Genomic DNA, 20789 nt, shown 5'->3' with positions numbered 1-20789 from the left:
CCGGCGGCAACAGCCGCCAAATAGCCGCTACATTGCCGGTATCGACCAAAACAGCGGGCCGGACGATCTGCGCACCCGCTTGCCATCCGCAGTCATGACCCCCAGCCCCTTCACCCCGGAACCCGCCGAAGCCCATTCCTTCATCGCCCGCGTGCGTGCGGCCCTGCCGCAGCTGCCGCCCTCGGAGCGGCGGCTGGCGGAATTCCTGCTGGACTTCCCCGGCAATCTGTCGAGCTATGCGGCTGCCGAGATGGCCAAGCTCACAGGGGTCTCGAATGCCACGGTCACGCGCTTCATACAGCGGCTGGGCTATGAGGGCTACGAGGATGCACGCCGCCATGCACGCGCTCAGGGCGACAACGGCTCGCCGCTGTTTCTGGCGGCCGCATCGGCCCAGGGCAAGCCCACGGCGGATGTGATTGCCACGCATCTGCGCCAGGCCTCGGAGAATCTGGCCGTCACCATCGGACAGATTTCGGCACAGCAGCTGGAGGACATCGCCACGGCCCTGATCGGCGCGCGCCAACTGTTCTTTGTCGGCTATCGCCAGAACCGCAACTTTGCAGCCTATCTGCGCTGGCAGCTGCTGCAGGCACTGGAGATGCCCAGCCAGGTCATCCCCGGCGCCGGCGAGACCCTGGGCGAATATGCGGCCCAGATCGGCGAAAACGATGTGGTGGTGATCTTTGCCCTGCGCCGCAGCGTGCGCGTGGTCAGCGAGTTCGCGCGCCAGGCCAGGCTGCTGGGCGCCCGCCTGATCTGCATCACCGACCATGCCAGCCCGGCCCCCGAGGCGGACTGGCTGCTGCGCGTACAGACCTCGGCGCCGGGACCGCTGGACAACCACACGGCGCTTTTCATGCTCTGCCACCTGATTGCCACCGCTACCTTGCAGCAAAGCGGGCAGCCGGGCCGCAGACATATGGCGGCCATAGAGACCAGCCACGATGCGCTGGACGAGATGCTATGAAATCAAAAGCTTGTTGCGCTTGTTATTCATAGATTTCAGATATTTTTCAATCTGAAATCCATGATTGACTGGCGGTAAAAGCTCTTCAATCAATAGCATCCAATAGTCATCATTGGGTGACGGCGAGCGTCAGGCCCGCCAGCGCCGCCTGCACTGCGGCCACCACCGGCGACAGCACCGGCACCTGAAAGCGTGGCGCCAGCCACAGCGCGGCTTCGGACAGCGGGCCGCCGCCGATCACCACGGCCTGTGCGCCATCGCTTTGCACGCATTGGGCCACGGCATCGCCCAGGCGCTCGCACTGCAAGGCCGGGTCCGCAGCCAGCGCCAGCGGCTCGCCCTGAGCAATGCGCGTGCCGCAGAACCAGGGCGTCAGGCCCAGCGCCGCGACCGAGGCGGCAATCGCAGCCTCCAGCCCCGGCGTGGTCGTCGCAATGCCAAAGCGACGCGGGCGGCCCTGCTCATCCTGTGCGGCCTGCCGCATGGCGGCTTCGCCAATGCCGAAGGCGGCAACCCGCTCCGGCAGGGCCGCGCGCAGCAACTCCAATCCGGGATTGCCGAACGCGGCCACGATGATGGCCCGGCCAGCCTGGCTGTCATCGCCCTGGGCAAAGGCCAGGCCCAGCCGCAGCACCTCCTGCTCGGCGATCTTCAGCCCCGCCTCGTCGGTAATCATGGCCGCTCCCCGCTCGGCCGTCGCGCCGTGCAGCAGCACGCCGGGCGGTAGACAGGCCCGCGCCTGTCTGAGCATCAGCGCCGTGGTCTGTTGCGAGGTATTGGGATTGATCAGCAGAATATGCATGCCAGCCTTCATGCCGCGCGCTCCTGGGCAGCAGCGACCACGCCTGCAGCAGCGGCCGGCTCCTGCTCGGCATGGGATTCCCCGCCAGCGCCTTCCTCGATGGAGCGGCCAAAGGTCTCGGGGGCAAACTGCACGGCAATCGCAAAGATGAAATACATGGCCGCGATCATGCCGAACATTCCGGAGACTCCGTGCAGGTCGAACATCCTGCCCGCCAGCACCTGGGACATGGCGCCGCCAATCGTGCCCAGCGCCAGCAGGAAGGAGGTTCCCAGCGCACGGATGCGCGTGGGGTAGAGCTCGGGCGCAAAGATCCAGATGGAGGTATTGAGCGTCAGCACGCAGAACTGGAACAGCGCACCGCAGACCAGGATCATGGCCACGCTATCGGTGAAGTTGCCAAACGCCAGCCCCGCAAGGCAGGCGGCAATCGCCCCTACCGTCAGCACCCGCTTGCGCGGGAAGTAATAGCCCATGGTCGATGCTGCGATCGCACCAAGCAGACTGCCCATCTGCATGACGATGGTGAAGCTGAAGCTCTTGGTGATGGAATATCCCTGGGCGACCAGAATCGTCGGCATCAGCGTGAGCACCGAGAGCTGCGCGCCAAACGTCATCCACGAAGCCACGCCCACGGCAATCGTGCGCCGCGCATAGCCGCCCCTGAAGATGTCGGTGAAGGAGCTGCGCTGCACGGTCTGCGCGGCAGCCGTCTGCGCTTGTGCGCTGCCTGGGCTGATGAACTCGCGCAGTTCGTACTGCGCATTGGCCAGCTTGCCGGCCGCCAGCATGCTCAGCACCCGATTGGCTTCCTCGACCCGGCCCTTGGAGAGCAGAAAGCGCGGCGTCTCCGGCACGAAGCGGCGGTAGAACACGATGAAGATGGCCGGCATGACCAGACAGCCGAACAGCCAGCGCCAGGAATCATCGCCGGGGAACAGCGTGAACACGCCCAGAGCAAAGGCCGGCGCCAGCATATTGCCGAGGCCGCCGCCACCCACATTGATGAGACCGACTGCCGTGCCGCGAAAGCGGGCCGAGCAGAACTCCGCCAGCATGGTCACGGCCGTGGTGATTTCTCCGCCCAGACCAAAGCCCACGATGGCACGCGCCACGGCCAGGAAAGCGTAACCGGGTGCCAGTGCGCAGCCGACTGCACCCAGCGTGAACAGCGCCAGGTTCACATTGAGCATGAAGCGCCGCCCCATGCGATCGGCCAGGTAGCCCGACAACAGGCGCCCCATGGCGGCGGCAAAGAAGGTGATGGTGTTGAGAAAGGCAATGTCCGTCGCGTCCAGCCCCCACTGCTGCCGCAGCAGAGGGCCGACCAGGCCGACCGCGTTTTGCTCGAACACATCGAAGAGCACGCCGCAGACCACCAGAAAGATGATGCTTTTGTGCGAGCGCGTCACGCCGATCTGGTTGAGCGCATTTTCCAGCTGCTGCATCTGCGCCGCACTGGCCTTGCCTGACGCCGAGGGCGTCACGGGGATCTCACCTGCCATATCCACCTCCTGTGTGTTGATGACCGCCCAGGCGCTGGGCCGGTAAGCTGCATTTGAAATTTATTTTTCATATTTGAAATTATGAAAACATTTTTTCAAATCCATGTTTACCCAGCCCCTGATGATTGGTGAAAGAGGCCATCCCCAGGCTCATGTGACTGCCGTGATGAAAAAACAATTTCACAACTGCAGGTTACGTGCCTGAAATCACATGCACCACAGTGGTGCTATCACAGATCGGGTACAGCGAACGAATGGCGCAGGGTTTCACGACACGAAAAACTCCCGCAGCAGGCTGAAAGAATGTTTTTACGACAGAACGATGAAAAATCCTTTACTTCAAATGCACCATCCAAGTGCCTGAAAACTAATAATAAATGCGAATTCAATGTTCCAAGTTTGGGCATGAACGCACCAGAATTGCGCTCTCATGCACCGAATCCATGCATGACGGCATAACTTTTTGGCATAATTTTGGTTTCGCGAGTTTCAGCGCATTCCTCTGTCCCTGTCAGAAAGTTCTCTATGAAGTACGAGTCCGTAGGCCAATTCCTGGAAGAAGTGGCACAACGCAACCCCGGTCAGCCCGAATTCCTGCAAGCCGTCACCGAAGTGATGGAAAGCCTGTGGCCCTTCATCGAGAAGAATCCCAAGTACGCCGAGCACGCCCTGCTGGAGCGCCTGGTCGAACCCGAGCGCATCATCCAGTTCCGCGTGAGCTGGACTGACGACAAGGGCCAGGTGCAGGTGAACCGCGGCTTCCGCATCCAGCACAGCATGGCCATCGGCCCCTTCAAGGGCGGTCTGCGCTTCCACCCCTCGGTGAACCAGTCCGTGCTGAAGTTCCTGGCTTTCGAGCAGACCTTCAAGAACGCACTGACCACGCTGCCCATGGGCGGCGGCAAGGGCGGCTCCGACTTCGACCCCAAGGGCAAGAGCCCTGCCGAAGTCATGCGCTTCTGCCAGGCTTTCGTGTCGGAACTGTTCCGCCACGTGGGTCCCGACACCGATGTGCCCGCTGGCGACATCGGCGTGGGCGGCCGTGAAGTGGGCTATATGGCCGGCATGTACAAGAAGCTGTCGAACACTGCAGCTTCCGTATTCACGGGCAAGGGCCTGTCCTTCGGCGGCTCGCTGATCCGCCCCGAAGCCACTGGCTACGGCACCGTGTACTTCGCCCGTGAAATGCTGGCCACTCGCGGCCAGTCGTTTGAAGGCAAGACCGTGTCCGTGTCCGGTTCGGGCAACGTGGCTCAGTACGCCGTGGAAAAGGCCATGGAGCTGGGCGCCAAGGTCGTGACCGTGTCCGACTCCTCGGGCACCGTGTATGACGCCGCCGGTTTCACCACCGAGAAGCTGGCCATCCTCATGGACGTGAAGAACCACAAGTACGGCCGCGTCAGCGACTACGCCAAGCTGGTTTCCGGCGTGGAATTCCTGGCCGGCAAGAGCCCCTGGTCCATCAAGGTGGACGTGGCCCTGCCCTGCGCCACCCAGAATGAACTGAACGAAGCCGATGCCAAGACCCTGATCGCCAACGGCGTGCTGTGCGTGGCTGAAGGCGCCAACATGCCTTCCACCAACGAAGCCGCCCGCGCCTTCGAAGCTGCCGGCGTGCTGTACGCACCCGGCAAGGCATCCAACGCCGGTGGCGTGGCTACTTCGGGTCTGGAAATGTCGCAAAACTCGGCCCGCCTGTCCTGGCCCGCTGAGGAAGTGGACGCCCGTCTGCTGCAAATCATGCAAAGCATCCACGCTGCTTGCGTGAAGCACGGCAAGCGCGAAGACGGCACCATCAGCTACATCGACGGCGCCAACATCGCTGGCTTTGTGAAGGTGGCCGACGCCATGCTGGCACAAGGCGTGATCTGAGCGTCAGGCGCTCGGCACTCGCAAGAAAGGCCCTTCGGGGCCTTTTTTCATGTCCTCGGCCAGACGGTGAAACAACGGCTTGAATGCCTTGCCTGCACAGCGCTCTAGGCCCTCACGCCCAGTCTCATCCAGCGTATCAGGAGCTTCTCGACCTCCAGCAAAAGCAGCAGGGCAACACCCAGCCCTATCGCCAGCAATCCGGCCGCCAGGTCGACAGGACGGCTGTCGAACAGCGCCTGCATGGGCGGCGTGTAGGTGAACAGCAGTTGCACCAGGGTGACGCCGGCCACGCCCAGCAGCACTGCCGGGGTGCCCAGGACGCCGCGCAGGCTCAGCGAAGTTCCTTGCGTGTAGCGCACGCTGAACAGATAGAAGATCTCCATGATCACCAGCGCATTGACCACGATGGTGCGAGCCAGTTCGACCGAGTCGCCGCGACGCAGCGACCACTCGAACATGCCAAAGCAGCCCAGCGCGAACAGCACCGAGACCAGGGCGACGCGCCACAGCAGATAGGGCTGCAGCAATTGCTCGTCCGGCGAGCGCGGCTTGCGCTGCATCAGCGTGGGCTCGGGCGGCTCGAAGGCCAGCGTCAGGCCCAGGGCCACGGCGGTGACCAGATTGACCCAGAGAATCTGTACCGGAGTGACGGGCAGGGACAGGCCCAGCAGAATCGCCACGACGATGACGATCGCCTGACCGCCGTTGGTCGGCAAGGTCCAGGCAATGACCTTGCGCAGGTTTTCGTAGACGGTGCGCCCTTCCTTGACGGCGGCGACGATGGTGGCGAAGTTATCGTCGGCCAGCACCATGCCGGCGGCTTCCTTGGCGGCCGCCGTGCCGGTGATGCCCATGGCCACACCGATGTCGGAACGCTTGAGTGCCGGTGCATCGTTGACGCCATCCCCGGTCATGGCGATGACGCTGCGATCGGCCTGCAGGGCCTGCACCAGGCGCAGCTTGTGCTCGGGGCTGGTACGGGCGAATACCGTGGAGGCTCTGGCCACGTCGATCAGCTGGGCATCGTTCAGCCCGTCCAGCTCATGCCCTGAGGTAACTCGGATGGTGTCGGCCAGCGCCAGCTCCCTGGCAATGGCGGCAGCGGTGGCAGCATGATCGCCGGTAATCATCTTCACGGCAATTCCGGCGCTGCGGCATTCGCGCACGGCCTCCTTTGCCGACTCTCGCGGCGGATCTATCATGCCCAGTACGCCAAGAAGAGTGAGGTCCTTGATGTCGGCCATATCAACCATGTCCCGACCTTCAGCCGGGACCCGGCTGGCCAGGCCCAGCACACGATAGCCTTTGGCGGCCAGGGCATCGATCTGCTCCAGCCAATAGGCTGCATCCAGCGCCTGCAGGCCTTCGACACCTTGCTGGTCGCGGCACATGGAAAGAACCTGTTCCGGAGCCCCTTTGACGAAGACAACGGCTGGAGCATCAACTGGGCGGTGCAGAGTGGCCATGTAGCGGTGGACGGCATCAAAGGGAACTTCGTCAAGTCGGCGCCAGTCCTGACGCAGGCGCTCCACATCCAGACCGGCGCGCGCAGCCAGTGTCACCAGCGCGCCTTCCATGGGATCGCCTTCGACTGTCCAGGCCGTACCTTCGGCATGTCTTACATGGGCGTCGTTGCAAAGTGCCGCGCCCGTGGCGAAGTGCAGCAGTTGCGGATGCAGCGCAGGCTCAATCTCCTCGCCCGCCAGGGTGAAACGCCCCTGGGGCGCATAGCCCTCGCCTTCTATGTCGAAGCTGGCACCGGGCAGCACCACGGCGCGCACGCTCATTTCGTTGCGTGTCAATGTTCCGGTCTTGTCGGAGCAGATGACCGAGACGGCGCCCAGTGTTTCAACCGCCGGCAGGCTGCGCACGATGGCATAGCGTGCTGCCATGCGCTGCACGCCAATGGCCAGCGCAATCGTCATGACCACGGGCAGGCCTTCGGGGATGGCCGATACAGCGATGCCCACCACGGCGATGAAGGCATCGGCTGTGTCGTAATCGCGCACCCATAGTGCGAAGCAGAACATCAGCGCGGACAGGCTCAGTATGGTGATGGTGAGCTGGCGCGCGAAACGGTCCATCAGCCGCGTCAGCGGGGTGGCCAGCGTCTGCACCGAACCCAGCATGGTACTGATCAGACCCAACTCGGTACGCGGGCCCGTGGCCACCACCACGCCCAGGCCTTGCCCGGCAGCCACCAGGGTGCCGGAGTAGGCCATGGAAAAGCGGTCGCCCAGGGCGGCATCGACCGCCACCGGATCGGCCGACTTGTCGACTGCGACCGATTCCCCGGTCAGCATGGCCTCGTCCAGCTTCAGGCTGCTGGCGCGCAGCAGCCGCACATCGGCCGGGACGCGGTCACCGGCCTCGAGCAGCACGCAGTCGCCGGCAACCAGTTCCTCTGCAGGCACCGCCATGCGCAAGCCATCGCGCAGCACATTGGCGCGGCTGGAAACCATGGCCTTCACGGCGTCCAGCGCCTTCTCGGCACGGCCTTCCTGCACGAATCCGAAGACTGCATTGATCAGTACCACCGCGAGGATCACCCCCGTATCGACCCAATGCTGCAGCAGTGCAGTAACGACGGCCGAGCCCAGCAGCACATAGATCAACAGATTGTTGAATTGCGACAGAAAGCGCGCCAGCGTGCTGCGTGAAGCGGCGGCAGGCAGGGCATTGGGGCCCTGCTGCTGCAGGCGCTCACGGGCCTGGTCGGAGCTCAGTCCGGCGGCAGTCGATTGCAATTGAGCGAGTGCGGCATCGCTAGCCAACGCGTGCCAGGCGGCAACGCGGTTCTGTTCCTGCATCTGAGACTCCCTGACGATTCAACTGAAACGCTTGTGAGCCGGATCTGTGCCCGGTTGGCTGGCTGCCGCGGAGAACGCGCCGTTGCATGGTATGCGCTCGACAGGCCTTGCCACTGACTATAAGCAGGAATATCGATCATTGATTGACTGCAACGGGGTGATTGCCTCCGCCAGCCAACACTGCAGCGAAATCGGACTTTCAATCTCGGCAGTGCTCCCTGCAACCGGTTCAGCCAGCTCTACCGGCGCGAGACACTGGCTAAAAATCAGTTGAACTGCTGGTTTTCATGGATTCCTCCTCATATTAAATCTCATGACAATCAATTAAATTTTGTTGAGCAATTCAACATCAATTACTGAATCAACCTTCGCCACAAATCATTGTGGGACTTATGAATCCAGACCGCGCCACTCTTTCCCGCCGACTTTGCATCGCCTGTGCCATGACCAGCCTGTTCGCAGGCGCGGTGCAGGCACAGGATGCCTATCCCAGCAAGCCCATCCGCATCGTGATTGGCTATGCCCCGGGCGGCTCGGTCGACATGGTCGGCCGCGTGGTCGGGGACATACTGGCCAGGCAGTTGAACGCCACCGTCGTGGTCGAAAACGTGCCGGGCGCCGCAGGCGTGGTGGGAGCGCAGCGCGTGGTGTCGGCCAAGCCCGACGGCTACACCTTGCTGGCAGGCTCCAGCAACGAAATGGCGGGCACCAAGTTTGTGAATGCCGCGCAGAAGTACGATCCGGCTGTGGATCTGACCCCGGTGAGCCTGACCGCCCTGGCCCCTAATCTGTGGGTGGCCGGAGCGCATGTTCCTGTCAAAACCGTGGATGACTTCGTCAAACTGGCCAAGGCCAACCCTGGCAAATACAGCTACGGTAGCCCCGGTATTGGCTCGACACCGCATTTTTCGGGAGAGCTGATCAAGAAGACTGCGGGTGTCTACCTCGTGCATATCCCCTACAAGGGCTCTCCGGCCATGACCAGCGATCTGGGCGGCGGGAATCTGGACTTCGCCATCCTCTCGCCCACCGCTGCAGCTCCGCTGGCGCAGTCCGGAAAAATAAGGATTCTCGGCGCAACCACAGCCACCCGCATCGCCACGCTCAAGGAGGTTCCGGCGCTGTCGGAACATCCCGCGCTCAAGGGCTATGCCTTGAGCGGCTGGTTCGCCCTGGCCGCCCCCAAGGGCTTGCCTCCGGAAGTGTTGGCCAAGCTGCAAAAAGCGATACAGGCAGGTCTTGCCGACCCGGCCATCCGCCAGAAGCTGGAAGCCGCAGGAACCCCGCCCGCCAAGGGCAATGAAAGCCTTGCCCAGGTGATGCGCACCGACATGGACAAATACTCCGAACTGGTGAAATTCGCGAGGATCACGGGCGACAACTAAGGCAGCGGCCTGCAGCGCCATATGCTTTCCTGCCCGCACGGGCTTGCATCACCGCGCCCGGGTTTGTTTTCGGCGACCCTGCGACTAGGGCTGCCCCCATGGCATGCCCGCGCTCCTTCCCGGTAAAAGTGACAGGTTTCACAACTTGTTTCTGTAAAAACCTTGGAGGGTAATTTCATGTCCTTGATTCACCGCGCCAGCTTTTCGACCCTGCTTTGCAGCAGCGCCTTCATGCTGTTCAGCCAGAATGCCCTGGCCCAGGCTGCTGCACCCCAGCCGAGTGCGGCCCAACCGGGTGCGGCCCAGACCGGAGGCCTGTCCCGGACCATGGTAGGCAAGGCGGATGTTTCGGTACCGGGTCGCGAAGCCGTGGTAGCCAAGGTGGAGGTCGCCCCAGGCTCGCGCGCGGGCCGCCACACTCACCCCGGCGACGAGATCAGCTATATCAGCGAGGGCGAGGTCGATCTGCTGATCGACGGCCAGCCGCCGCGCACGCTCAAGGCCGGCGAGACCTTTGTCGTGCCCGCTGGTGTGATTCATGACGCACACAACGCCAGCAATGGCACGGTCAAACTGATTGGCGTGTATGTCGTGGAAAAGGGCAAGCCTCTGGCCACACCGGCCCCTTGAGCACCACACGGCTTCGACCGACCAAGACAAGGCCGCAGTCCATCGCTGCGGCCTTTGTTTTTTGCTCGACTCTTCTTCTGTAGGATCAACCCACATGAAGCACACCGTTACCGCCTTGCTGCTGGGGGCAGCCTGCAGCTTGAGCCTTGCCGCATCGCCCACGCCTGCCGCGACTCAGGAGATCGAGTACCTGATCGGCCACCTCAAAGCCTCGGGCTGCGAGTTCCAGCGCAATGGCAGCTGGCATGACAGCGCCAAAGCCGCCGAGCATCTGCGCGGCAAATACGACTATCTGCTCAAAAAGGGCTGGGTGGCGACGGCCGAGGACTTCATTGCCCGCGCAGGCACGGAGAGCAGCATCAGCCACAAACCCTACCAGGTGCGCTGCAGCGGCAAGGAGGCCGAAGCCAGCGCCAGCTGGCTGCAGGCCGAGCTCAAGCGCTACCGCAACCGCCAGTAGCGCTCAGCACCCCGCCTCAGCCTGCGCGCTTGACGGCCGCATCGCACCAGCGCTGCGCCACCTGGGGCGAGGTGCTGCAGACGGCATCGTGCGTGACCGTGGTCACGGCGCGTTCCAGCAACTGGATATCGGCTTCGTGCTGGCGTGCCACATGCGGGTCTTCAAAGAAGATGGCGCGGTGGCAGCGCTTTTCCAGAACCAGATCGGCAATCTGCGCATCGCCGCCCAGCGGACCGCTGTTGTAGCGGTCCACCCAGGGCTTGTCGGCAGGCCAGCCCTTGCTCCAGGCCATTTCGTTGAGTTTCTGGCCCGTGGTGCCGGTACCCACACGGCGGCGGTAGCGGCTGAGCAACTCGAAGTTGTGTGCTGCAAAGTCCAGCATGGTGGGCTTCATGGCATCGTGGGCAATCAGCGCCAGCGTCTGGTTTTCGTAGTCGTGAAAGCGGTCGGCATTGCGGTCACGCGCCAGACCGGCGTGAATGCGCTCCATCTCTATCCAGTCGCGCGTGGAGGCCACGGTGGAAAGAAAAGGCTTGCCGTGAATCACGCACTGGCGCTTCAAGGCCAGGGCTTCGGGGAAGATGGACGAGGGGTCCACCGGGTCCATCAGGTAGATGGCGCCATCAAGAGTGCGCTCGTCACCCTCCATACCCACCACCTCGGCCACCAGCCTCATGAGCCCGCCCTCGCGGCCGTAGGGATAGCGCACCAGGCCCTTGTAGCCCTGGAGCATGCTGGCCGCCGTGATGGCGTCATAGGTGCGGCCCACGGTATGAAAGCCCAGCTTGAGCTCGCGAATTCCGGCCTCGCAAGCGCGCAGCAGGGCAAACAGCGCAGCGTCCTCGGTTTGGTGGTGGAGTTTGTTGGCGGCAAGACCCAGGCAGATCGACATAGTGAACTAATCCTTCAAACAGGCTTCAAACGCTCGCAAACTCTGCGCAACCAGCTATGCATTTGCGGCTTGAAACACCCGCAAGAATATCGCCAATTCATGCACTCCAGATGACTGGGGCCGGGTCAGACAGCCATACTTGCACAGCACTTGACAGCCGCTTTCTTCAGCCGCTCTTCTTCCCATGCCCCAAACCTCACGCTTCTGGAGCCCTCGCCGCATCGCGGCAGCACTCGGTCTGGCCTTGCTGCTGGCACTCGCGAGCTGGGGCATGCGCGAACTCGATGCCAGGCAGCGGGTCTGGATTTTTCAACCCAGCGACCGCAGTTGGCCCGGAGCCAACACGGCCGGCATGCAGGAGCAATGGATAGACTTTCGCAGCCGCGACGGCAGCGCCGCCAGGCTGCATGCCCTCTGGATGCCTTCCGGCAATGCACAGGCCCCGCTGCTGCTGTTTCTGCATGGAGCGCGCTGGAATGTGACGGGCTCCTCGCCACGCATACGGCGCCTGCAGGCCATGGGCTTTTCGGTGCTGGCCGTGGACTACCGTGGCTTTGGCAAGAGCAGCCCGGCCCTGCCCTCGCAGGCCTCTGCCGCCGAGGATGCGCGCGCCGCCTGGGACTGGCTGGGCCGCCAGGCCGCAGGCAGGCCGCGCTATATCTTCGGCCACTCGCTGGGCGGCGCCATCGCCATCGATCTGGCCAGCTCCGTCAAGAATGAAAGCGGGGTGCTGGTCGAGTCCACCTTCACCAGCATTCCCGATGTGTTCGACTCCATGCGCTGGGGCTGGTTGCCCGTGAACTGGTTGATCACGCAACGCTTCAACTCGGTCGACACCGTGGCGGACATCGGCTCGCCGCTGCTGGTCGTGCACGGTACGGCCGACCCGCTGATTCCGGCCCGGCTGGGCCAGCAACTGTTCGATGCGGCGCGCGAGCCCAAGCGCCTGATCCTGGTCGAGGGTGCCAGCCACCACAACACCCAGTCCAAGGCGCTGGTGCAATACCGCCAGGCACTGCATGAGCTGTTCGGCCTGAATCCGCGCTGAGCGACATCGTCACATACTGTCTCGTCAGCATACGTAGCAATGGACTGGTTCTGATAGCCTGTCTGGCTATGTCTGCGCCGCCTGCCCTGAACTCCAAGCCAAATCTTGCTCAATCCCTTGATGAGCAAGCGAAGAGTGCTCCTGAATCCGCAGTCTTCGTGATTCTCACACTGGGGCTGCTGCTGGGTCTGCAGCCGCTGGCAACCGACCTCTATCTGCCCGCCCTGCCTCAGCTGCAGCAAGGTTTTGGCGCCCATGTCTCGCAGGCCCAGCTGACACTGACCGGCTTTTTGCTGGCCTTTGGCTGTTCGCAGATTCTTTGGGGCCCGCTGTCGGACCGGCTGGGCCGCCGCCCGGTCTTGCTGCTGGGCATCAGCGGCTATGTGATCGCCGCCCTGGGCTGCGCCAGCGCCCAGAGCATGGAGGCATTGATTGCCTGGCGCAGCCTGCAAGGCGCCGCACTGGGCGCCGGTGTGATGTGCGCGCGTGCCGTGGTGCGCGATCTCTACGCACCGCATATGGGCGCGCAAGTCATGTCCAAGGCACTGACAGGCCTGGGCGTGCTGGCCTTTCTGGCCCCCATCAGCGGCAGCCTGCTCGTGGGCTGGCTGGGCTGGCGTTCCACCATGCTGGCCCAGGCCTTCATGGGCTGCCTGGCCTGGCTGCTGGTGGTGCTGCGCTTCAGGGAGTCGATTCCCCAGCGCAACCCGCAGGCGCTGCAAGCGGGCAATCTGCTGCGCACCTGGTCGCGCATTGTGCGCAACCCCATGTTCCAGGCCTACAACCTGCTGACCTGCTTCAGCTATGCGGGCCTGTTCACCAATCTGGCTGCCTCTTCGTTCACCTACATCAACGTGCTGCATATGGAGCGCACGCAATACGGGCTGATGCTGGGCGGCAACGCGCTGTGCTATATCGCCGGCACCTTTGCCTGCCGCCGTCTGCTGCGCAGCATGAGCGTGCGGCGCGCCGTGGCCGTGGCGGGGGTGCTGTCGCTGACGGCAGGCTCCCTCATGGGTCTGGCGGCCCTGGCCGATCTGCGTAGCATCTGGGCCTATGCCCTGCCCTTCTGCCTCTACCAGATCGCCCACGGCATTCACATGCCCTGCGGACAAAGCAATGCCATCGCGCCTTTCCCCCAGGCGGCGGGTACGGCCTCGGCCATCAACGGCCTGGTGATGATGCTCATGGCCTTTGCCATGGGGCATTGGCTGGGACTGAATCTGGATGCGGACTCCACCATGCCGCTGGCCTTCGGCATCTGGTTCTGGTCGGCCTGCACGGCCATCACGGCATGGACGCTGGTACAGCGTTTTGGCATCAGCAAATCATGATTTGAAATAAGATGATTAGGTTATTTGAAAACCAATTTTTATTATTTTTATTTTTATAGAGATTTTTTGAGAATGCCTGGACTGGCCAACGCGCCGCACTTTTGTGATCTCCAGCCATGCATTCCCGCCGCTCCTTTCTGCAGCAATCACTGCTCGCCGCCAGCTCCGCTGGCTTCTCCCTAAACTCTCTGGCCAAAGCCGCCGAGATCTCCGCCGTGCCTCAGGCCAGCCGCATTCTGGTGGGCTTTGGCGCAGGCGGCGGCATCGATCTGCTGGCACGCGTGCTGGCCGAAAGCATCGCCGCACAGCTGGGCAAGAGCCACTATGTGGTGGTGGACAACAAGCCCGGCGCCAACGGCCAGATTGCCGCACAGACTCTGCTCAACGCCCCCAGCGACGGCAGCACCTACCTGATCGCTCCGCTGATCACCCCGGTGCTATCGCAGATCGTCTACAAAAAGCCCGGCTACGATCCTGCACGCGACTTTTCTCCGGTAGGTCTGCTCGCGCATTTCCAGTTCGGCCTGGCCGTCCCCGCCAGGCACCCGGCGCGCAACATTCAGGAATATGTGGCCTGGCTCAAGGCCAACCCTGAGAAAGCCAACTTCGGCAGCCCTGCCGTGGGCAGCCTGCCGCATTTCTTCGGTCTGCTGCTGGGTGAAGCGGCGGGCGTCAACATCGTGCATGTGCCCTACAAGGGCGGCCCGGCCATGATGACCGATCTGATCAGCGGCCAGCTGGCCTCAGCCATCCAGACCACCAGCGAGCTCGCTCCGCTGCACAAGGAAGGCAAGGTGCGCATTCTGGGCACCTTCGGCAGTCAGCGCGGCCGTGAGCTGCCCGATGTGCCGACCTTTGCCGAAGCCGGCTACCCCAAGGCCACAGGCAGCGGCTGGTACAGCCTGTGGGCACGCAAAGGCACTTCACCCGAAGCCATTACCGCCGTCAACCGCGCCGTCAACCACGCGCTGCTGGACCCCAAGCTGCAACCCAAATGGGCGGAGCTGTCCCTGCAGCCCGACCCGCGCACGCCGCAGGCACTGGAGCAGCTGCGCGTGGCCGAAATCGCCAAATGGCGTCCCGTGATCAGCAACTCCGGCTTTGCCATCGAATAAGCAGAGAGACCGACTCATGACCGCACCGAATATCGTTTTCATCCTGGCCGACGATCTGGGCTGGGCCGACCTGGGCGTCTATGGCGCCACCGATTTCAAGACCCCGCATCTGGACCGCCTCGCCGCCCAGGGCGTGCGCTTCAATCAGGCCTATGCCAACTCGGCCGTCTGCTCGGCCACACGCATTGCGCTGATCACCGGGCGCTATCAGTATCGGCTCCAGGCTGGGCTCGAAGAGCCGTTGGCACGCCATGGCGCACAACTCGGCCTGCCTGCCGATCACCCCACGCTGCCATCGCTGCTCAAGCAGGCCGGCTACGACACGGCATTGATAGGCAAATGGCATCTCGGCAAGCCGCCCTCCTATGGCCCGCAGCGCAGCGGCTACGACTATTTCTTCGGCAACCACAGCGGTGCCATCGACTACTTCACGCACAAGCCCGGCGTCGGCGAGCAGTTCAGCCCCGACCTCTGGCAAGGCAACGAGCCCCTGGAGCGCACGGGCTACTACACCTATATCCTGGGTGATGAAGCCACGCGCTATGTCCATGAGCGCAAGGGCCAGGACAAGCCTTTTTTCCTGTCGCTGCACTTCACGGCACCGCACTGGCCCTGGGAAGGGCCCGACGACGAGCATGTCGCGCACAACATCAAGGACCTGTTCCACTACGACGGCGGCAGTCTCAAGAAATATGGAGAAATCGTCGAGGCGCTGGACAAGGCCGTGGGCCAGGTGCTGCAGGCGCTCGATGACACCGGCCAGGCCGACAACACCATCGTCATCTTCACCAGCGACAACGGCGGCGAACGCTTTTCCAAGTCCTGGCCTTTCACTGGCCAGAAAACCGAGCTGCTCGAAGGCGGCATCCGCGTGCCCACACTGCTGCGCTGGAGCGCCCGCATCCGGCCCCAGGTCCAGGAACAGGTCATCGCCAGCTTCGACTGGCTGCCCACGCTGCTGGCCGCTGCCGGTGCCAGGCCGCACCCCGACTTCCCCAGCGACGGCCAGAACATCCTGCCCATACTGGAAGGCCGTGCGACCAATACCGAGCGCAGCCTGTTCTGGCGCTACAAATCCCAGGCCCAGCGTGCCGTGCGCAAGGGGCCCTGGAAATACCTCAAGATCAACGACAACGAGTTCTTGTTCAATGTGGAGGAGGACGCCCGCGAACGCGCCAATCTCAAGGAGCATCAGCCAGCAATCTTTGCCGGGCTGCGCAGGCAGTGGGAGGAATGGAACGAGCAATTGCTGCCCGTTACGGCCGAAATCTACAGCCACGGCCTCTCGCCCGATATTCAGGCCGACCGCTATGTGCCGGCACGACTGAGCCGAGGCTAGGCAGGGCACTAAGCCCCGCCGCTGCCGCAAGGCGGCAGGCTGCGTTATCCTTCACAACCAGCAAGAACCAATGACCGGCGGTCATTGGTTCTTGTGCTTTGACCTGTACGGATTTCGCCCCATGACTGCTGCCCACGCCCTGCCCTGTATCGCCATTGCCGGCCCCACTGCCTCGGGCAAGACTGCGGCGGCGCTGGCACTGGCCGAGCGCCTGGCACAGCGCGGGCAGAAGGCCGAGATCATCAGCGTGGATTCCGCCCTGGTCTACAAGGGCATGGACATAGGCACAGCCAAGCCCACGGCAGCAGAGCTGGCCGCCGTCCCGCATCACCTCATCGACATCATCGATCCGCTGCAGGCCTATAGTGCGGCCGAGTTCGTGCGCGACACGCAGACCCTGGTTGCCGAAATCCGCTCCCGCCAGGCCATACCGCTGCTGGTGGGCGGCACCATGCTGTACTTCAAGGCGCTGATGGACGGGCTGGACGATATGCCCGCGGCCAACCCCGAAGTGCGCGCCATGCTGGACGCACAGGCCGCCGAACTGGGCTGGCCCGCCATGCATGCCAGACTGGCCCAGGTGGACCCCGTCACCGCCGCACGCCTGGCCCCCGGCGACAGCCAGCGCATTCAGCGCGCGCTCGAGGTCTGGCAGGTCTCCGGCAAACCGCTTTCGAGCTTTCACACGAGCAGGAGCAAGACAGGCCCTGCAGAACAGATGGGACTTGCAATGCTTTTCTCGCTGGAGCCTGCAGAGCGAGCCTGGCTGCACCAGCGCATTGCGCTGCGCTTTGATCTGATGCTGGAACAAGGCTTCCTCGACGAAGTGCGCAGCCTGCGCGCGCGCGGCGATCTGCATCTGGATCTGCCCTCGATGCGCTGCGTGGGCTATCGCCAGGCCTGGGAAGCGCTGGACGCGTTGGAGGCCGATCCCGGCAAGCCGCTGGACATGGCAGGCCTGCGCGAGCGCGGCATCGCCGCCACACGCCAGCTGGCCAAGCGCCAGATCACCTGGCTGCGCTCCATGCCCCAGCGCCATGCCATTGCCTGCGATGCGCCCGGCGCCCAGCAGCAACTGCTGGATGCCGCCATGGCGGCCATTGACGCGGCGCAGCAAGACGCCAGCTAAGAAGCACGACCGCAGCCGCCCATCGTTAAGATCGCTGCATGGCTGCCACCGACTCATCCCATGCCCATCCGCTGCTGCAGATCAGCGACCTTGCCAAACGCTATGGCGAGGGCGAGGCCCAGACCACGGTCTTCGCGCAGGTGAGTTGCGAGATCGCCGCCGGCGAGTTTGTCGCCATCGTCGGCAACTCAGGCGTGGGCAAGTCCACCTTTCTCAACTGCCTGGCCGGGCTGGACAGCTGGCAGCAAGGCCGGGTTCTGCACAACGGCACGGATCTGTCCATACTCGATGAAGCCCGGCGCGCCATCTGGCGGCGCGCGCATCTGGGCTTTGTGTTCCAGGCCTTTCATGTCCTTCCCCATCTCGATGTGGCGCAGAACGTTGCCCTGCCGCTGATGCTGCTGGGCCGCATGGACGTGCAGGGGCAGCAGCGCGTGCAGCAGGTGCTGCAAGCCGTGGGACTCGCGGGTCTGGGCCAGCGCCTGCCCCAGCAGCTCAGCGGCGGCCAGTTGCAGCGCGTGGCCATAGCGCGTGCCCTGGTGCATTCACCGCCTCTGCTGCTGGCCGATGAGCCCACGGGCAATCTCGATCCGTCCACTGCCCAGCAGATCATGGATTTGCTGCTGCAGCAAACCCGCGACAACGGCACGGCGCTGGTACTGGTCACCCATTCCGCAGACGCGGCCAGACGCGCCGACCGCGTTCTGCGACTGACGGCCGATGGCATGCAGGCCGAACTCTCGGTGTCGCAGCAAACATCGCTAGGCCTGTGACTTCACGCCCCCCGCTTCTTCTGCTGCTGACCAGCTTCTCCTGGCAGGAGCTGCGCCAGCATCCCTGGCGCACGGCCACGGCGCTGATTGCCATCATGCTGGGCGTGGCGCTGGGCTTTGCCGTCCATGTAATCAACCAGTCGGCGCTGGACGAATTTTCCAGGGCGGTGCGCAGCGTCAACGGCCAGCCCGATCTGCAACTGCACGCCATGCAGGGCGGCCTGCCGCTGGCGCTCTATCCCCAGGTGGCTCAGACCCCGGGCGTCGCCAGCGCCGTGCCCTGGGTCGAAACCACGGTGTTGCTGTCCGGCAGCAACGCAGACCCGCAGACGCGCAGCACGCAAGGGGCAGCGCAGGGCGTGAGCTTGCGTGTGCTCGGCAGCGATGCCCTCAAGTTAGCCCCTGTCGCCCCGGCACTGATGCCGCGCCTGTTTGAAGGCGGCAACCGGCTCGATCTGTTTGCTCCCGACGCCGTGTTTCTCAATGCCGCCGCCTTGCAGGCCCTGCGACTGAGTCCTGAACAAGCCGTCAACGCCCCCATGCAATGGCTGCTCAATGGCCAGGCCCAGCAGTTGCGCATTGCGGGTACGGTCGCCGCCAGCGGCGCACCGGTCGCAGTCATGGACATTGCCGCACTGCAGCAGAAGCTCGGCCTGTTTGACCGTATCGACCGGCTGGACCTTTTGCTGACCGACAGCGCCAGCCGCAGCCAGGTGAGCACCACCCTGCACGCATTGACGGCCTGGCAAGACCAGATACTGATCCAACAGCCCAGCGACGATCAGCAGCGCGTGGGCGAGATGTCGCGCGCCTACCGCGTCAACCTCACGGTGCTGGCGCTGGTGGCCTTGTTCACGGGAGCATTTCTGGTGTTCTCGGTACTGGCGCTCAGCGTGGCACAGCGCGCGCCGCAGTTTGCGCTGCTGGCCGTGCTCGGAGCCACGCCTCGCCAGCGCATGGCACTGGTGCTGCTGGAAGCGCTGGCACTGGGGCTGATAGGCAGCCTGGCCGGCATCGCGCTGGGTACGGCGCTGGCCTGGCTGGCGCTGCAGGTGCTGGGCGGCGATCTGGGCGGCGGATTCTTTGCCGGCGTGCAGCCTGCCCTTCACTGGAGCCCTGTGGCGGCGCTGGTCTTCGGTCTGCTGGGCCTTGCCGCCACACTGGCCGGGGCCTGGTGGCCGGCACGCGCTGCCATGGATTTGCCGCCAGCGGCCACGCTCAAGGGACTGGGCAGCACGCATGAGAGAGCGCCGCGCCTGTGGCCCGCTGTGGCACTGCTTGCAGCCAGCCTGGTGCTGGCCTTTATGCCGCCGGTCGCAGGTGTCCCGCTGGCCGCCTATATGGCCGTGGGCCTGCTGTTGCTGGGCGGCATGGCAGCCCTGCCCTGGCTGCTGGGGGCTGTGCTGGCACTGGTGCCCAACGCCTTCTCGCACCAGCCGCTGGCCATGCTGGCGCTGGAGCGCGCGCGGCGCATGCGCCACGCCACTACCGTGGCCGTGGGCGGCGTGGTGGCCAGTCTGAGCCTGGCCGTGGCCCTGACGGTGATGGTCACCAGCTTTCGCGGCAGCATGATGGAATGGCTGGACGCCGTGTTGCCCGCTCCCCTGTATGTACGCGCCGCCGGCGGCTCCAGCCGTGTCGATGCGGCCCTGCTGCCGGCCGATGCGGCGCAGCGCCTGGAGCAGCTACCCGGCATAGAACGAGCACAGGCCATGCGCAGCAGCCCACTGGTACTCAGCCCCGAACGCCCGGCCCTGAGTCTGCTGATTCGACCTCTTCAAGGGCAGCAGGCCATGCAGCTTCCCTGGGTGGAAGGCCCAATCCATGAGACACGCCCAGGCATTGCCGTGCACATCAGCGAAGCCGTGGCCCAGCTCTACGGCCTCAAGCCCGGCGACAGCTGGCCGCTGCTTTCCAAGGCTTTCAGCCTTCAAACCCATGACCACCAAACGCGGGAAGCTTCTTTTTACATAGCATCCGTGTGGCGCGACTATGTGCGTCAGTTCGGTGCCGTGGCCCTGGACTGGAAGGACTATCTGGCGCTGGTGGGTCATGCAGGCAATGCAGCGCAGATCAGCGAGATCGCCGTCTGGCCGAAGTCCCAAAGCCAGCTGTCAGGCACCGATCTGCAGGCAGCGATAGAGCAGGCCCTCGGCACGCCGGGGCAGTCGCCTCCTGCGCTGGAGTTTGTCAGCAGCCAGGCGCTGCGCGAGCGCTCCCTGCGCATTTTCGATCGCAGCTTTGCCGTCACCTACTGGCTGCAGGCTGTGGCCATAGGCATAGGCCTGTTCGGCATTGCCGCCAGCTTCAGCGCCCAGGTGCTGGCCAGGCGCAAGGAGTTCGGACTGCTGGCCCATCTGGGCCTGACGCGCCGCAATGTGCTGAGCGTGGTCGCCGCCGAGGGTCTGGCCTGGACCCTGCTGGGCACCATCGCCGGCACGCTGCTGGGCCTGGGCGTGGCCGTGATCCTCGTGCATGTGGTCAACCCGCAGAGCTTTCACTGGACCATGGAGCTGCGCCTACCCCTGCTGCGCCTGCTGGCACTGGATGCTGCCGTGGTGCTGGCAGGCGTCATCACCGCCTGGCTGGCCGGACGCCGGGCCGCCAGTGCCGACGCGGTGCTGGCCGTCAAGGAGGACTGGTAGCTATACCTGCACCCCTGTCAGCGTTTTTCACATGATTGACCCATGGCGCGGCGCACAATGAAACCTTAATCGCTGCGAGG

At 64.0% G+C, this 20789-nt stretch carries 16 protein-coding genes; 12 read left to right on the top strand and 4 right to left on the bottom strand.

Going from position 1 to position 20789, the window contains the following annotated elements; genetic code table 11:
• Positions 1–94 precede the first annotated feature (94 nt).
• The gene (locus CTR2_RS05770) at positions 95–970 is read left to right on the top strand and encodes a MurR/RpiR family transcriptional regulator (protein WP_087085226.1); all 876 of its coding nucleotides are present in this window, start codon (positions 95–97) and stop codon (positions 968–970) included.
• Positions 971–1079: 109 nt separating this feature from the next.
• Here the strand turns inward: CTR2_RS05770 and CTR2_RS05765 are convergent, their stop codons facing one another.
• Both CTR2_RS05765 and CTR2_RS05760 read right to left on the bottom strand, forming a co-directional pair.
• Entirely contained in the window at positions 1080–1784 is a 705-nt protein-coding gene (locus CTR2_RS05765; RefSeq protein WP_087084746.1) for an aspartate/glutamate racemase family protein, read from the bottom strand.
• Positions 1781–3277, bottom strand: coding sequence for an MFS transporter (locus tag CTR2_RS05760; protein WP_087084747.1), 1497 nt, complete (start codon positions 3275–3277; stop codon positions 1781–1783). Before CTR2_RS05760 ends, CTR2_RS05765 begins: the two co-directional genes overlap by 4 nt.
• Positions 3278–3802: 525 nt before the next feature.
• On the opposite strand from CTR2_RS05760, the gene gdhA reads away from it, so the two are divergent.
• Positions 3803–5149: an NADP-specific glutamate dehydrogenase gene (gene gdhA, locus CTR2_RS05755; protein WP_003064453.1), complete on the top strand. Its 1347-nt coding sequence runs from the start codon at positions 3803–3805 to the stop codon at positions 5147–5149.
• 104 nt (positions 5150–5253) lie between these two features.
• Here gdhA and CTR2_RS05750 read toward each other — a convergent pair whose 3' ends face one another.
• Entirely contained in the window at positions 5254–7959 is a 2706-nt protein-coding gene (locus CTR2_RS05750) for an HAD-IC family P-type ATPase (protein ID WP_087084748.1), read from the bottom strand.
• A 443-nt stretch (positions 7960–8402) separates the two neighbouring features.
• On the opposite strand from CTR2_RS05750, the gene CTR2_RS05745 reads away from it, so the two are divergent.
• The 3 genes from CTR2_RS05745 (at position 8403) to CTR2_RS05735 (ending at position 10434) form a co-directional block, all read left to right on the top strand.
• Complete coding sequence (locus tag CTR2_RS05745) at positions 8403–9344, top strand: Bug family tripartite tricarboxylate transporter substrate binding protein (RefSeq protein WP_087084749.1); 942 nt, start codon at positions 8403–8405, stop codon at positions 9342–9344.
• Positions 9345–9521: 177 nt separating this feature from the next.
• Positions 9522–9974, top strand: a complete 453-nt coding sequence (locus tag CTR2_RS05740) for a cupin domain-containing protein (RefSeq protein ID WP_087084750.1) — start codon at positions 9522–9524, stop codon at positions 9972–9974.
• Between the two features lie 94 nt (positions 9975–10068).
• Entirely contained in the window at positions 10069–10434 is a 366-nt protein-coding gene (locus CTR2_RS05735; protein ID WP_046461253.1) for a YfeK family protein, read from the top strand.
• Between the two features lie 16 nt (positions 10435–10450).
• On the opposite strand, the gene CTR2_RS05730 is transcribed toward CTR2_RS05735, so the two are convergent.
• Complete coding sequence (locus tag CTR2_RS05730) at positions 10451–11326, bottom strand: methylglyoxal synthase (protein ID WP_012837335.1); 876 nt, start codon at positions 11324–11326, stop codon at positions 10451–10453.
• A 184-nt stretch (positions 11327–11510) separates the two neighbouring features.
• Between CTR2_RS05730 and CTR2_RS05725 the strand changes: the two genes are divergently transcribed.
• The 7 genes from CTR2_RS05725 to CTR2_RS05695 all read left to right on the top strand — a co-directional run bounded on the left by CTR2_RS05725 (position 11511) and on the right by CTR2_RS05695 (position 20709).
• The gene (locus CTR2_RS05725) at positions 11511–12374 is read left to right on the top strand and encodes an alpha/beta hydrolase (RefSeq protein WP_087084751.1); all 864 of its coding nucleotides are present in this window, start codon (positions 11511–11513) and stop codon (positions 12372–12374) included.
• A gap of 158 nt (positions 12375–12532) precedes the next feature.
• Positions 12533–13708 carry a multidrug effflux MFS transporter gene (locus CTR2_RS05720; protein ID WP_087085227.1) on the top strand — a complete coding sequence of 392 codons (1176 nt, stop codon included), beginning with the start codon at positions 12533–12535 and terminating at the stop codon, positions 13706–13708.
• 116 nt (positions 13709–13824) lie between these two features.
• Positions 13825–14823, top strand: a complete 999-nt coding sequence (locus tag CTR2_RS05715; RefSeq protein ID WP_087084752.1) for a tripartite tricarboxylate transporter substrate-binding protein — start codon at positions 13825–13827, stop codon at positions 14821–14823.
• Positions 14824–14839: 16 nt separating this feature from the next.
• A complete protein-coding gene (locus CTR2_RS05710; RefSeq protein ID WP_087084753.1) occupies positions 14840–16162 on the top strand; it encodes a sulfatase family protein in 1323 nt (440 codons plus the stop codon).
• Positions 16163–16283: 121 nt separating this feature from the next.
• Entirely contained in the window at positions 16284–17291 is a 1008-nt protein-coding gene (gene miaA, locus CTR2_RS05705) for a tRNA (adenosine(37)-N6)-dimethylallyltransferase MiaA (protein WP_087085228.1), read from the top strand.
• Positions 17292–17329: 38 nt separating this feature from the next.
• Complete coding sequence (locus CTR2_RS05700) at positions 17330–18064, top strand: ABC transporter ATP-binding protein (protein ID WP_087084754.1); 735 nt, start codon at positions 17330–17332, stop codon at positions 18062–18064.
• Positions 18061–20709, top strand: coding sequence for an FtsX-like permease family protein (locus CTR2_RS05695; protein WP_087084755.1), 2649 nt, complete (start codon positions 18061–18063; stop codon positions 20707–20709). Before CTR2_RS05700 ends, CTR2_RS05695 begins: the two co-directional genes overlap by 4 nt.
• Positions 20710–20789 lie beyond the last annotated feature (80 nt).

Origin of the sequence: Comamonas thiooxydans (assembly GCF_002157685.2) — a bacterium.
Taxonomy (GTDB): Bacteria; Pseudomonadota; Gammaproteobacteria; order Burkholderiales; family Burkholderiaceae_C; genus Comamonas; species Comamonas testosteroni_H.
The sequence above is the reverse complement of the archived record's forward strand: the minus strand, read 5'-3'. Positions and strand labels throughout refer to the sequence as shown.